This window comes from Aurantimicrobium sp., from assembly GCF_036667855.1.
Lineage (GTDB): Bacteria > Actinomycetota > Actinomycetes > Actinomycetales > Microbacteriaceae > Aurantimicrobium.
This window is the reverse complement of the sequence record NZ_JAVWTF010000001.1, coordinates 86,451-99,706: the sequence shown is the minus strand read 5'-3', so window position 1 is coordinate 99,706 and position 13,256 is coordinate 86,451. Positions and strand designations below refer to the sequence as shown.

The 13,256-nt window shown below is 41.7% G+C and carries 20 protein-coding genes and 7 tRNA genes; all 27 read right to left on the bottom strand.

Translation table 11 applies throughout. The features are described 5' to 3' along the window. Positions 1-225: 225 nt before the first annotated feature. The 27 genes from RR877_RS00440 to RR877_RS00310 all read right to left on the bottom strand — a co-directional run bounded on the left by RR877_RS00440 (position 226) and on the right by RR877_RS00310 (position 13,256). On the bottom strand, positions 226-735 hold the full coding sequence (locus RR877_RS00440; protein ID WP_332627331.1) for a hypothetical protein: 510 nt from the start codon (positions 733-735) through the stop codon (positions 226-228). Positions 736-933: 198 nt separating this feature from the next. Next, the gene (locus RR877_RS00435) at positions 934-1,599 is read right to left on the bottom strand and encodes a hypothetical protein (RefSeq protein ID WP_332627329.1); all 666 of its coding nucleotides are present in this window, start codon (positions 1,597-1,599) and stop codon (positions 934-936) included. After that, positions 1,596-1,907, bottom strand: a complete 312-nt coding sequence (locus RR877_RS00430) for a hypothetical protein (RefSeq protein ID WP_332627328.1) — start codon at positions 1,905-1,907, stop codon at positions 1,596-1,598. The genes RR877_RS00435 and RR877_RS00430 overlap by 4 nt, the downstream gene beginning before the upstream one ends. Further along, positions 1,897-2,949 carry an RNA ligase family protein gene (locus RR877_RS00425; RefSeq protein ID WP_332627326.1) on the bottom strand — a complete coding sequence of 351 codons (1,053 nt, stop codon included), beginning with the start codon at positions 2,947-2,949 and terminating at the stop codon, positions 1,897-1,899. Before RR877_RS00425 ends, RR877_RS00430 begins: the two co-directional genes overlap by 11 nt. A gap of 448 nt (positions 2,950-3,397) precedes the next feature. Then, a tRNA-Leu gene (locus RR877_RS00420) sits at positions 3,398-3,486 on the bottom strand. A gap of 18 nt (positions 3,487-3,504) precedes the next feature. Further along, positions 3,505-4,362: an SPFH domain-containing protein gene (locus RR877_RS00415; RefSeq protein WP_332627324.1), complete on the bottom strand. Its 858-nt coding sequence runs from the start codon at positions 4,360-4,362 to the stop codon at positions 3,505-3,507. 210 nt (positions 4,363-4,572) lie between these two features. Beyond that, positions 4,573-4,797, bottom strand: coding sequence for a hypothetical protein (locus tag RR877_RS00410; protein WP_332627323.1), 225 nt, complete (start codon positions 4,795-4,797; stop codon positions 4,573-4,575). 1 nt (position 4,798) lies between these two features. After that, positions 4,799-5,311, bottom strand: coding sequence for a hypothetical protein (locus RR877_RS00405; RefSeq protein ID WP_332627322.1), 513 nt, complete (start codon positions 5,309-5,311; stop codon positions 4,799-4,801). Positions 5,312-5,323: 12 nt separating this feature from the next. Continuing rightward, a tRNA-Met gene (locus RR877_RS00400) sits at positions 5,324-5,400 on the bottom strand. 9 nt (positions 5,401-5,409) lie between these two features. Continuing rightward, positions 5,410-5,829 carry a hypothetical protein gene (locus tag RR877_RS00395; protein ID WP_332627320.1) on the bottom strand — a complete coding sequence of 140 codons (420 nt, stop codon included), beginning with the start codon at positions 5,827-5,829 and terminating at the stop codon, positions 5,410-5,412. Positions 5,830-5,875: 46 nt separating this feature from the next. Continuing rightward, positions 5,876-5,947: transfer RNA gene (locus RR877_RS00390), tRNA-His, on the bottom strand. Between the two features lie 101 nt (positions 5,948-6,048). Next, positions 6,049-6,132: transfer RNA gene (locus RR877_RS00385), tRNA-Cys, on the bottom strand. A gap of 17 nt (positions 6,133-6,149) precedes the next feature. Then, a tRNA-Ser gene (locus RR877_RS00380) sits at positions 6,150-6,238 on the bottom strand. A gap of 9 nt (positions 6,239-6,247) precedes the next feature. Further along, positions 6,248-6,323: transfer RNA gene (locus RR877_RS00375), tRNA-Asn, on the bottom strand. A 6-nt stretch (positions 6,324-6,329) separates the two neighbouring features. Next, the gene (locus RR877_RS00370; protein ID WP_332627318.1) at positions 6,330-6,719 is read right to left on the bottom strand and encodes a hypothetical protein; all 390 of its coding nucleotides are present in this window, start codon (positions 6,717-6,719) and stop codon (positions 6,330-6,332) included. Positions 6,720-7,232: 513 nt separating this feature from the next. Continuing rightward, entirely contained in the window at positions 7,233-7,520 is a 288-nt protein-coding gene (locus tag RR877_RS00365; RefSeq protein WP_332627316.1) for a hypothetical protein, read from the bottom strand. Positions 7,521-7,534: 14 nt separating this feature from the next. Next, positions 7,535-7,622: transfer RNA gene (locus tag RR877_RS00360), tRNA-Ser, on the bottom strand. 87 nt (positions 7,623-7,709) lie between these two features. Then, positions 7,710-8,660 (bottom strand): hypothetical protein, encoded by a 951-nt coding sequence (locus RR877_RS00355; protein WP_332627314.1) that lies wholly within the window; start codon positions 8,658-8,660, stop codon positions 7,710-7,712. After that, positions 8,644-9,216, bottom strand: a complete 573-nt coding sequence (locus tag RR877_RS00350; RefSeq protein WP_332627312.1) for a hypothetical protein — start codon at positions 9,214-9,216, stop codon at positions 8,644-8,646. Before RR877_RS00350 ends, RR877_RS00355 begins: the two co-directional genes overlap by 17 nt. 23 nt (positions 9,217-9,239) lie before the next feature. After that, a complete protein-coding gene (locus RR877_RS00345; RefSeq protein WP_332627311.1) occupies positions 9,240-9,773 on the bottom strand; it encodes a hypothetical protein in 534 nt (177 codons plus the stop codon). A gap of 71 nt (positions 9,774-9,844) precedes the next feature. Then, positions 9,845-10,120, bottom strand: a complete 276-nt coding sequence (locus RR877_RS00340; protein WP_332627310.1) for a hypothetical protein — start codon at positions 10,118-10,120, stop codon at positions 9,845-9,847. A 309-nt stretch (positions 10,121-10,429) separates the two neighbouring features. Beyond that, positions 10,430-10,696 (bottom strand): phosphopantetheine-binding protein, encoded by a 267-nt coding sequence (locus tag RR877_RS00335; RefSeq protein WP_332627308.1) that lies wholly within the window; start codon positions 10,694-10,696, stop codon positions 10,430-10,432. Further along, positions 10,689-11,639 carry a hypothetical protein gene (locus RR877_RS00330; protein WP_332627307.1) on the bottom strand — a complete coding sequence of 317 codons (951 nt, stop codon included), beginning with the start codon at positions 11,637-11,639 and terminating at the stop codon, positions 10,689-10,691. The genes RR877_RS00335 and RR877_RS00330 overlap by 8 nt, the downstream gene beginning before the upstream one ends. Before the next feature lies 1 nt (position 11,640). After that, positions 11,641-12,060, bottom strand: a complete 420-nt coding sequence (locus RR877_RS00325) for a thioredoxin family protein (RefSeq protein WP_332627306.1) — start codon at positions 12,058-12,060, stop codon at positions 11,641-11,643. Between the two features lie 32 nt (positions 12,061-12,092). Then, the gene (locus tag RR877_RS00320) at positions 12,093-12,542 is read right to left on the bottom strand and encodes a hypothetical protein (protein WP_332627304.1); all 450 of its coding nucleotides are present in this window, start codon (positions 12,540-12,542) and stop codon (positions 12,093-12,095) included. Next, positions 12,542-12,976: a hypothetical protein gene (locus RR877_RS00315; RefSeq protein ID WP_332627303.1), complete on the bottom strand. Its 435-nt coding sequence runs from the start codon at positions 12,974-12,976 to the stop codon at positions 12,542-12,544. Before RR877_RS00315 ends, RR877_RS00320 begins: the two co-directional genes overlap by 1 nt. A gap of 10 nt (positions 12,977-12,986) precedes the next feature. Beyond that, positions 12,987-13,256, bottom strand: coding sequence for a hypothetical protein (locus RR877_RS00310; protein ID WP_332627301.1), 270 nt, complete (start codon positions 13,254-13,256; stop codon positions 12,987-12,989).

The window sequence follows — 13,256 nt, the reverse complement described above, 5'->3', positions numbered from 1 at the left end:
GTGAATGCAGTCTAGGAACCACCCTAAACTATGCTCTTTAGAGTCCAGTTTAGGTTCCCCCGTTGCTTGAAGCGGGTGGGTTAATCCGGTTAGTATATAAATAGTAATAGTATTATCCCTATAACCTAATGTTAAAGAGATGAATACTAGATAGTGTTAAAGCGTCGCGTTAGGGGGATTACCCCTAACGATCCCGGCCTTCACGGGATTGGACCTAGCGCACTATTACTTGCGAGCAGCAGTCTTGGTAGCAGCGCGAGGAGTTGCCTTCTTCGCAGCAGCCACAGCTTGACCTTGTTCCTTGAATGCAGTCAGCACCTTCTCAGCATTGGCTTGCAGCCATTCGAGAGGAACACCATGTTGCAGTTCACGAGAAACAGGAGCACCCAGCAGAACCATCAGTGGGATGTAATCGCGGGTTTCAGCACCGTAAGCACGAGCCAGTGCAATGTTCTTGGCGTTCTCACGAGCCAGTGCAATCTGACGATTGGCAGCGCGGATCATTTCGAACTGTGCACGAAGTTCAGCTTCAGCAACTTGGTTGATTGCCATGATTTCCTTCACGGCAGCACGAGTTGCTTCCTTACGAGCGCTAGCTTGCTCTTCTTCCATGATGGCTTGGATCTCAGCATCATGAATCACGGGCAGACCGAATGCAGCCAGAGCTTCCTTTTCAGCAGTGGAAGCAGCCAGATCAGTCAGGGCATGGATGTTAACAGCGATGAGCTTGTTCACTTTGATTTCCTTTATAGAAAGTTTTGGTTTGTATCCGCATTGCGGACTGTTTACTTCAATATCTCTTTCATAGCTACCACCACATCCATCAGCTACTTTAGCTACTAGTTTGTGGGAAATGCAAGAGGTACTAAGTATTATCCCATTTGCTGGGTGTTGTAACATATTAGTAGTCTTTCAAGTTAAACTTTCATTTCTTCATTTGGTGTATCCGAAATGATCGATCATTTGCTTCACAGTGATACCATCACTGTAGCCACATTTAACACTATTGTATTGAGCAGCTACTTTATCTCTAACATGAGCACCCTTACCATCGGACCTCATGTAATAAAGATTCACACCATCACAGAAAGAACCTACGATCTTACCAGGATGATCTTGCAATGAGTTAGCTAGTTTGGCAACCTTATAAACCAATTGGTCATATGTACCATTGTTTTCAATGATGACATCGAATTCATCTTTCGGAATATTGAAAGATGTAATTGGTTCCAAAGGAACACCTCGCCCACTAGCATCAACCCAAACCTTTAGATCATAGAGATGTTTAGATGCATTAAATTCTTCAAGATCACGCATCCCTACATAGATTTGGTGTTCCTGTAGAATCTCTCTAGACAGCCTTGCCTTATCGGGAGTATTGTAGTTCCTGATAAGTTCATAGAGATAAGGTCTATGGAGACTTCTCTTCTCGTAACATTCGGCAAAGCTACTATATCCAGTGTGAGCCATAATGACATCTTCTAGGACTTTCATAGCATATGCTGATGATGAGCTAGCTTTATAATTGTTGAAATCACAAAGCAGATCAGCTACAGAGTCTTTACCATGTTGACCATGGCCACATATTAGTAACTTCATGCGAAAACTTTCATAGCTAAAGATACAAGACAAACACCTACCGCACCCCCAACAAAGAATGCGATAGCCGTTCTGACTATATTTCTCTCAAACTGATCTCTCTCACAGGCTACACGAGAGTGGTTGAGTAATTCGATAGCAAACTGCATGTGGTCATTCGCTTCTTTCTCAGTCGAATACCATTTAACAACCTGCTTATCGAGGAAAGAGATCGTAAGTACCCATACCCAGCGATCACCGCCAGGTCCAAGTGCAGCAGTCTTCTCAAGCTTTACTGCATGAGGATGGAATCGTACATCAATCGGCATCAGATTGATCTCCCTGTTTGACATGGTTCATAAAGTAGACGGCAGCTTGTTTACCAACTGCTACAGCTACTGCTCGGGCATCTAGTCCGAGTTCCTTGATTTTGTCACCGAGTTCATCGGTTACATCACATACAACCCAACGCACGTAAACACTGGTGTTCTTAATATCTTTAGGATCAAGAAGCTTTTCTTGCAACTTAAAGATACCTTGCTCCAGGCGACCAGATTCCAATGCAGTTGTGGCAAACGCGGTAGATGCATCCATGAGTGCAAGTTCTTCTGGAGTCTTAGGTTCTTTGACCTTAACGTGCTTGACGCCCTTAACCTTGAAAACCAGACCTAGATGATTCTCAGGGCCTTCAATAGCCTGCCAGACAATACCCTCACCAATCAGTGGTTCATTGAAATCGTTAGGAAGATGGAATCTAGCTACTGGGCAGTTCTTCTCAACTTCATAGGTGTAGTCTTGAAGAATTTGTAGTACAGAGCGAAGCTCCTCCTCAGATGCTCCGAAATCAACCACTTGTCTGAAACCAGGATACTGGGTAATGAACATAACAGATTCATTACCCAGATCATGATAATTGCTAAGTTTCTTATAGCCAAGCTTTGTCTTGTTCTCTTCATCGTCTTTGATAACGATATCGAGGATAGCAGCTCGACGTTCAAGATGTTTAACGCCAACCTTACGTTGAATACCCTGACCAAAGTATTCGGTGAAGATATAGATGTCTTTATAGTCTGCCGGATAATAGGACTTACGAACAGCATCAAAGATCTTCTCAAGAGCTTCTTTGTTCTTTTGAACAAAGTCATACGCACCAAAGAAATTGTTAGATTCGTTAACGATGGTCTCTCTGGTTTGAATGATCAAACGACCATCTGGTTTCTGACAGATACCGAGGTTGCAACCATGGATCTTAACAGTACCAGTGAAAGTCATTACAGGTGGTCTTACGCCATGATAATTAGAATTCTCAATGATTCGTTTAGCAATGTATTCGAAATCACGGATCTTAGAAAAACCAATATCGATAGTCATTTTCAGTCTCTTTGAAAAAATGATGGCATAAAGAAGAGGATGAACCACTGTTACTTATCACCCGGCCTTGGGAGGGAGGAGGGAGGAGCTGGCCAAGTAACTTTCACAGTGGTTCAAACGGGTGGATCACTGACGTATAGTGTCAGATGAATGGACAAGTTAAGCTGTAGGCTTTTCTGCAACCATCAATGATCCGTAAATATGCACCGTTATGACTTAACAATTCCGATGACTCTGCCTTGTACTTCAGCTTTAGCAATTACCCGCAGTGCAGGTTGAACCCCAAATAACTCGCTAGGTTACCGGAAGCTGTATCGTGAGATACAGAACTACAATTAAGCAGTTCACCGCCGTGGGTGTTTTTATGAATTGGAATACCAACGACTAGTGATTGTTAAATCACAATAAGCCGATGTAGATCTAACTGCATTCGTCAGTATTCCAAAGGTGGTGCCCCGAGCCGGGATCGAACCGGCACGCTACTAAATTCGCGGGGGATTTTAAGTCCCCAGTGTCTACCAATTTCACCATCAGGGCTTTTGTTCCTACATCTTATTACTTAGTAGGAGTAAGATTTTGAAGATTTACGAAAGGAGTAGCTTCACCAACAACTTGTGGGAGAACACCGTTCCATTTCTCAATCGCCAGTTGGGTCAGAACCTGTGGATTAGCTTTCAGAGCTTCACCACGGATACGAGCAGACTCTGCTTCACCCTTAGCCAACGCAATAGCCTTAGCGGCGTCGGCGTTTGCAGCACGAAGTTCGTTTTCCTTCTGTTGTGCAATCTGTGTAGCAGCAATCTTGTTATTGATTGTCTTATACACAGCTTCAGGTAGCTTCATCTGACCAACAAAGTAAACGCTCTCGATAGTGATACCCACTGCCTCGGCACGCTTACGTACATCTTCTTCAACCTTCTTTTGAAGTTCAGCTTTACCTGCACCATATGCATCTTCAACCGTAACTGAAGAAGCAGCAAGATTCAGAGAATCACGAATCATTGCACGCAGATAAACCTGAGTAATCTCATCAACACCTCGACGGTATTTCTGGAAAACTGCTGGAGCGTTTTCTGATTTGATGAAGTAGCTAATACCTAGGTCAGTCTTCACAGAGAGACCTTCAACGGTTTGGAAAGCAAACGATTCGTCTGAACGACCATCTGCCTTATCGTTGGTATTGCCATTATCACTAGACCAAACGAATGATTGAGTGAATGTTGGAAAGAGGAACAAATCGGTATTGGGACCAATCCAGTAACGGCCAGGGCCAAGCACCGTGACGTTGACGCCACGTTCATCACCATACTTGTCAATCTTGACACCAACATTGCCTGCGGGAACTGGACTACAACCTGTAGCAAAGATACCCATTGCAATAATACCAACAATCATCCATAGACGCTTAAGCATTTTCTTCTACCTCTTTCTTAGGTTTGATAAAAAACAGTTTCTTAACCACTGCAAAGACCATCCAAATGTAAAGGAACCACATCAGTGGAACCATTGCAAATGTGAATGTGCTGTTGTAATTAACCAGCATTGGTGTAATGCTTCCGACCAGATAGACGAAAAGCATTATTAGTACTAAGAGTACAAAGGTTTTAAAGAATGTAATATTCTTCATGATTCATCTTCTTCCTTGTCTTTAAGGACTGATAAACGATCACAGAAATCAATGGTTGTTGCTTCTGCTATTTCTTCGACGGATTGACTCTCAATCTCTTCGACTGATTCGAGTCTACCACAGCGCCTCTCATCTTCCCAGGCAGCAAACAGTTTATACAACTGTGCTTTAGTAACTGTGATAACTTCACCGGAATTGGAAACGTGAGTATTAGTAACCATGTCAGATACTACATACAGTGTAATTAATAGGATATTGTCTATTAATTTCTTGAATGATCGGGAGTACATCAGTCTCCCAATGCAAGCCACCTAAACCACAACCAATCTTTGGTATGGTAATAGCTTGATGAATAGCTGGTGTCATTTTAATCGTATATGCCAAATGTAACAAGGCTTTATAGATACTTGTTTGATCTGCATATCTACGACCATCTTTACCGTAATATTCTTGAGTGAATAAATTGGCAATCATAACACCACCACCATGGTCGACCAATTGGAGAGTACCTAGTAGTGGGTGGCTTCTAGTAGGATCGCAGAACCTACTGAATACAAAAGAATTATCCACGTTGCCAGTGTCACAAAGTTGCTTATATTGATTATAAGCAAGAGGATAAATTTCTTTAATCTGTTTAGCGACTCCAGAACCCATCACGCCTTGGCAATTAACACCATGAGCTATGATGCTATTAAATCTAAAATCAAAGATTGATTGGTTACAATACGTAATCATTTAAAATCCTTGTGGTGGGACCGCCGAGATTTGAACTCGGGACTGCTGAATTATGAGTTCAGTGTTATAGACCGCTTAACTAAAGTCCCGTATTGTTATTATTGTTGACTGAACAAATAACCCCACTGATTAACAGACGCAGTAGCTGTTAATTTGAACTCATGAAGACTAACTTCTGATGGAACATTATCACCAGTTAGAAATACCTCTATAAACACTTTAGCGTGTTTATAATCATCTAACAGACGAGCTAAAAGATTGATACGTTCTTTATCCGATTCACTAACTGAATGGATATTAAATACGCCAAGACTTTTCATGAAGAGTGTTATCTTCGAGTGATAAGTTTTATTGTAGTCCTTACCAATACTAATAATACTCTTACCATCTTCGGAAATACCTTCACTTACAGAGGTATCTTTAAAGATATTGATATAAACAATTGGTTGTTTATTAGCATCATTACGAAGTGAAAAATCACGTAATTCGTAATTGTTAGATTCATCAAAGAGTTTCATTTCAAACTACTTTCTTTTCGATTAAGAAAAAAAGAATCCCCTTAGGGGTGACCACTGGGGATCGAACCCAGAACCACAGGGGCCACATCCCTGCGCTCTACCATTGAGCTATGGTCACACCTAAAAGGACACTATTGAATTGGAGCATCCAGAGAGAATCGAACTCTCATCAGTAGTGTGGAGCACTACTTAACGCCCTGCATATGGATGCTTCGTTACTGGAGAACGCAATAGGATTCGAACCTATGTATCTTTCGATTCGGATTTGCAATCCGCTGCCTTTGACCTCTCGGCCATGCGTCCAGTTTAACTAATACAATTGGCGGAGGATAGAGGGTTCGAACCTCTGTGCCCTTTTCAGGACGCCGGTTTAGCAAACCGGTGCTTTTACCAATTCAGCCAATCCTCCGTTGATACATGGCTCCATCTCCTGGGTTCGAACCAGGGACCAACAAGTTAACAGCCTGCTGCTCTACCGACTGAGCTAAGATGGAATGTATCTATTCAACAATAACTCGTCCATGAGTCAAAGTAGTAACCTTATCTAATTTTTTCTCTTGCCAAGTTTCCATCCAAGGTCCACGGAAACTAATAGCCCAAGTTACTTCCTGTGCTACGATCTTGTGGAAACAATCTCTTGGTGTAAATTTAGGCTTGAGACTAGGACGCCAAGGTAGTGGTGTTCTATCATCAGCAAAGTACTCCATGACTCTACCCTTGATCCACCAAGTCCATGCATTGAAAGCATGGCTGTGAAATGCTTCACGACTACCTTTAGAGAATCTCAATATCACAATTGAGAAACCTAACTTCCATTCAATCAACCAATACCCAGTTACACCTGAGTTTGGTCCGCCATCGTGACTCCTTTTAAAGAGTTCGATTTTCATAGCTTACTCCTTAAAAAGATTGGCCTGCCCGACTGGGTTCGAACCAGTGACCCACAACTTAGCGTACCACTATAGTTTTCACTACCAACTAAATTACCATACGTTAAAGGATCTTAAGTTGTTTGTGGTCTGGACTATGTCTTGATCGTAGATTAATAATCGCTATATCGTGGACTTTTTCGACAAAACACGTCGATAGTAATCACGAAACAACTAAGTAATCCTTAGACCGGAACCGTCTAGTCTCTACACCTTCTTATCTTTCGATAAGCTTGGCACGGCGTTGACATACATTCCTTTGGAAGCATCATGAAATGCTTTTCGTCTTTCGACTATCCTTGGTAGCTTTAGTGTTCGCCGTTTTTGATTCCATTCACCCATTGCTGTTTTACCGTCTTTCGATTGATTGTTACGCCTTTCGACTACCAATCATTTTTTCGGTGGTGCTCCTGTGAGATGTAACTCTCGTTAAAGGTTGTTGCTCTATCCAACTGAGCTACGGGCAGTTATGTTTCAATTCTTCGGTGGTTCAGGTTCACCGAACTGTTCTAGACATCTTGCTGCTGGCTGACTCTTGTCAGCAAAACATGCTGTAAATTCAGCACGAGCAGGTCCAGTAGGATCACCGCATTTCTCCAAGATAGCACCAGCTTCAATGTACCATCCTGGCGATAACTCATTAGACTCTTTGATTGCTGTGTCTAGCAATTGACAAGTCTGATACGTAGTTTTGTATGGCACTACAGTACAACCACCAAGGAGTACTGCTGCTACTGCTACCGCAATCTTTACAACTTTCATGTTTACTCCTTAAATGGCGGAGACGGTGAGATTCGAACTCACGACCAGTTTCCCAGCTCCGGTTTTCAAGACCGGTGTATTCAGCCACTCTACCACATCTCCAATGCGTACTCTTTGTACATAATAATAATCCTAGCAATAAAAAATACATATCCAACAAAAAAGAAAAGCACCCGAAGGTGCTCATCCTTATCGGAAGAAGTATCGTTTGATCTTTTCCCAGAATGTTGGAGGTGGAGGAGGTGGGTTCTGAATGACGGTGGTCAAAACATGAACTTGACTATTACTCTTAAGAGTAAAGATTCTGTACACTTTCTGAACTTCGTTTTCGTAGTGCAGAAAGATAATCTTCAACTTAAGGTAATCGTTGATTCGATCTTCCATGCTCATGTCTCTGAGAGCCTGACAAAATACTGCTGTACACAGTTCAGGTTCAGTGATGAGTTGAGCTTGGTTAAATCGATTCATGTAGCCCTTGACATGTTCTACTATGTCAAGTAAGGTGCTAAGGTCTGAATAGCTAGCGAAGCTCTTCTGATCAACATAGCCATCTTCAATACTGTTGTACTGGAAATAGCGTGTTAAATGATCCTTAGTTAAACCAATTTCAACAAAGCTCTTACCGCCTTGTTGCCTTACATGTATTATATTACTTAAACATACAGTTGTTCGAGTGTTTAAGACCCCTTCTTGCTCAAGAATCTCAGCAACAAATCCATCGTAGAATACACACAGATCAATGAAGTTATCGTAAGATGAATTGTCCAAGTATTTGTTCATTTCCATCATTGGATAATGGATCTTACTATACACTTGGGAATTGATGATTTCCTTGGTTTCTCCTCTGATAAGAGTGAATCTTACCTGGACTTCGAAGTACTCAAGATACTGTTCTTTACCATCTTTTTGGAGTTCCTCATAGATCTTACCGTAAAGGTGATAATAAGGTTGTTTTCCATTATTATCAACAACATCAACCTCGGTTTTGAGATAGATGCCTTTACCCAAAAGCAGGCCATTTAATTTAGAAAACGGCTCTGTAAAAGTTGTATATCTATCCTTGATTTCTCGACCAATAGATCCAGAATCACACACCTTCAACAAGACTCTTTTTTTATGGTAATCAATCAGGGAGGTCATCAAAATCTCCATAACTGACTACCAAATTCGAATCGAGGATATTATCCACGATCCCGTGTTGTGCCAACATTTCTTTGATCTGCTGGAACGTCATACGAGTGGTATGACCATGTGGATCGTACACCTTGTTGTAAATGTTGATAAATTCTTCATAGGTGTCTGTACCATAGAGAATCGTAGCGGCATTCTCACAACTCATACCCTCTGCATCGTGTATGGACTTGACTCCATACCCGGAATGGATTTGTTGTGCGAAGAACCTACCTTTGGTCTTTCTACCAATGGTCAGAGAGAACAACTCGCCATCGGGGTTTACCAGGTAGACAAAGTTCACAAAAGGTGACAGACGCTTCTGTTTAGCCTCAGTTGGGTTCTTGAGGTAATCCAATACCTGAACCTCGCTACGATTGGTCGGAATGAACAAACCAAACTTCGTCATGAAGTAACGAATGTCAAAGATCTCCGTAGTCGGTTTATCGTTAGGTGTTACCTTGAAACGATTATTGAAAATGATGTTATCACCATGGATGATCATTGGACGGCTAGAGGTGGCCATTATCTTTTTACCTTATAAGTAGGTTAGATGAACTTCTTCTTTTTCAAGTCGTAAGCTGTGAACTCTTTGCTGATGGTTCCCTTATATTGGGAAACACCTTTGAACACTTGTGCAGGTGTCATTCCAGCATTGAGCATTGCAAAGACATAGGAAGGCGTAAACAGCCTCGCTTGATCTTTATCACTATTGTGGCTAACTACTCTTTTGTCGCCACGGCCAGCAGCAGTGACCAAAGAGAAATACTTCTTAGCACTGGTGCGGAAAATTGCCAACATATCAACATCAATATTCGTGATGATTTGATCGAATGTCAGTGTAGTGCTATCTTTATCCTTCTTGGATTTGATCTCCGTGCTGTAGACTTCGAAACCGCGCTCAAGGCGTTCGAGGATATCAGGGATGTTCTCAGGAACATTACCCATGATGGCAATAACCACTCTACCACTCTCCGAGATGAAGATCTTGTTATCGGTCAGAGATGGCGCAAAATTCTTATAGTCATGGATCTGAAAGCAATCAGCATACAGGACATCTTTATACAGGAAACACATCGACATTCTTTATCCTTTCAAAAAACATGGAACGTCATAAAAGAGAGTACCCGAAGGTACTCTCTTTGAATCATCGATTAAGCGCAGGCGGCTTCGAATTGAGCACGTTGTTCAGCACTCAGGACAGGATTACCCTTGCCGGTCTTCTTGGGCTTTTCTTCGGCAACCAGAGTCCAGTTCGTGGAATCTGCTTCTTGCGTCAGGAAAACCGTTTGACCCACTTCGGGATCTTTGATGGCAGACACATCCACCTTGTATTCACCCTCACGGCCTTTGAGGACAATGCCGTCTTTCTCGATCAGGTCAACGATAGCGAAGTTTTGTTCTTTGCGGGTGAAAGGTACGAAGGACATTTTGTTTTCCTATGAAGAAGGTTGATAAAAAGCTTTTTGTCAAAGTATTACTGGTTGTAATACATAGAGATGATATATGGTTGTAATTATTTCAAATCGACATCATAAGCGGGAGTACCTTTCGGTACTCCCTTTATGACCCCTTGGTGATAGCGTCAGGCTTACGATCTAAACAACATTTGAAAGGATAGAAAGAAAAATGTAAGATCAAACACGAAGGCGCTACCGCAACGAGAAACTGATTAAATATAAATACCTAGTCATCCAGTGTATTCTTTCTGTAACACACCTTCTAACCACATACTATATTTAGCTAAGTTTATTTTTAATGAACTCAGCTACAGCATTGACTGTCAGAGGCTTATCTTGGAAAGACTCCTCCCAGTCTTCATCAGGAATCTCAAGACTAAATTCGTCTTCGAGAGCCATGATGATTTCTACAACGTCCAATGAATCGAGTTCATCAGCAACGTTCTTATCATATTGATTGTCCTCGATATCATGAGTGATATGATTATTGAGGATTTCAACTACACGTTTTTGGATTTCATTCAGTTCCATATTTACCTCAGGCAATACTCAAAAGTTTGTTGACCAATACCGTAGTTTCCAAATCACCATTGAAGACGATCTTGGAGGCATCTCGGTAGATGTCTTGAACTTCATGAGTGTTGAGTGAATTGATGTAGGCGCTAAAGAATTTAATCTTAGCGTTGTATTCCTTAGAACCAGCCTTGAGTGCCTTGATCTGGTTGAACACAAAAGGAAACTCACTGGTATAACTCGGTGCTGGGGTTTCAGCAGGCGGATCGATCATGTCCTTGGCTTCAGTAGATGCAGTAGCACCTACAACAGGTCCCAAAGAACTACGATCAACAGCGACTGGTTGAGCATCCGTCAAAGCCAATTGAATCAGACTCAGCGCAGTCACGATCTGAGAAGCCACAGCTTCATTCAGTTCAGAGAAAGAACTCGTAGGATCATTCACCAAGTTAATGAACTCGGCAGAACGTTGTTCAGTAACTTCGAAAGCCTTCTTACGATCTTCTCTCTTAAGGCGAGGGATGATTCCAGCAATCTTGTTAGCATCGATCTCTGTGACTTGTACCACATTAGTAGCATTAGTCAAAGCATCGATTTGTTCAATGAACTCATCCAGTACAGGCACTACAAAAGCTGTAAAGGCTTCTGGGGTGCGGGTGTGAATGACTAGCAAGTGTTGACATTCATGAGCAAAACGAGCAGCACCAGGATTGTCGCTGAGCTTGAACTTCGAGATGTCTCTGAGCATGTTGCGAACAGTATTGACCTTCATCTCCAGGCCAATGTATTCTGCATTACGACCACCAGTCAAGTCATTGTTAACTTGATTGATGAAGTCAGCAGCCATATGGAAATCACCACTACTGATTGTGGTGTTGATACCAGAACTCAAAACATCATGGAGATATTTGAAGTGTTGGTAATCTTTGGATTGGAAGAGTTGACGAACTGCATCCAGAAAAGAAATTTCACCCATTTTAAGCACTCAGTTGTTTTGTATTGATAGCGTGCAAAGCGCTATCAAGGAATTGAACAAAGTATTGGATATACATAGCGTTACCCAGCCACACTGCTTCATTAGGGAAGTTAGGCTCTTGAGTTTGAATCAAGGTCGACTTAACCACCTTACCGTTGAGCATCAACAGCGACAGAGGTGTACCTCCACGGCGATAATGCATCATCAGCTCACCAGCTTCTGAAGTATCAATGTACAGGAACTTGATACGACCATTGTAGACCTTTACCATAGTCTCCAATGTACCCAACATCTTTCCGCAGCTACTGCATCCACCAGCAGTGAATGTGAGCATCACAGGAATAGGGCTATTTGCTACTTCGTCAATAAACTCCATAGCGTTGATACGTTTGACTACTTGAGTCGCATGTGTTTGGTTCATTTCATATCCTTCATTAGGTTGTTGTACCTAAATTATTCTTTACCTTTGTTAAAAAATAAAACTTGATTGGTGTATAGAGGACGCCTCTCATCAGAATAATAGCTCTCATGTATTTGTTTCTTCTCCTGGGCTATTCTAAAAGCTTGCCAAGGATCTAAGAACCAATCATCTAAAGTACTAAAACCTACAATATACTCTTGTATTCGAGCATATAAAGGGTTAGCACCCAGGTACATATAAAGAGCAGTTATACTGTCGTGGTGTGTGATGAACCTAGTGCCGCTAATAGCCTTACCATGGTAGAGTAAAGCTATAGCATGGATTTTATCTACTTTATCAGTAGTTACCTCACTAGCAATTTTCAACGATGGACCTTTGACACCTTCTAGTATTTCTCCATCGGCCAAATTATACATCTGTATATAACCTTTGGAGTCCACTTGTCTATAGTTCCATGTAAGGTAATCTTCAGGTAATGGCATTACGCTGTCTTATTACCTGCTGCATTCTTCATCTTGAATGGCTTGAGGTCTTTAATCACATACGGTGCTGCGAGTTTAAAACCTTCAGCTATTCCACTCTTGTAGAACTCTTGAGCATTCTTATTAAAAGTCTCTACTCGTTGCTCGACACCTAAGTTCTCATATGCCAGAGGAACGCTGTGTTTTTGTCTGGTGCCTACTGCACCTTCCTCGTAAGCATCGTAGTAATAAGGACGGATACAAATACGAACCTTATCAATGATGAGAAAGGCACCCAGGTTCTTATCACCTTGCCACAATACAGCAGCATGACCTTTTTCAATCTTCACCAAAGTGTTGTTCGTCTCTTCCTCTACATAGCCACCTAACTTCTTTACATGGCCTATGAGAGTATCCACATCCATTATCTTATCGGCATCTGTGTAACTTGCCATTTCTAATCCTCTAAAAGATTGCATCCTTGATGAACATAAAATGATTCATCAATTCGTCTTTGTTCTCACAAACTTGTTTGGTCAAACATACACTGGTATCATCTTTCTTTTGCTTCATCAGCTTAACATGATACGTATCTTGACCAGCTACCATGACCTTACTCACCAGCAAGGATAGTACATCATTACTTTGATAGATGGAATGCTTTTGACTAATAGCTTGTTGAAAGAAACTATTAACCTTATCCAAACTACCCACTACTGCTACTGATTGTCTCAT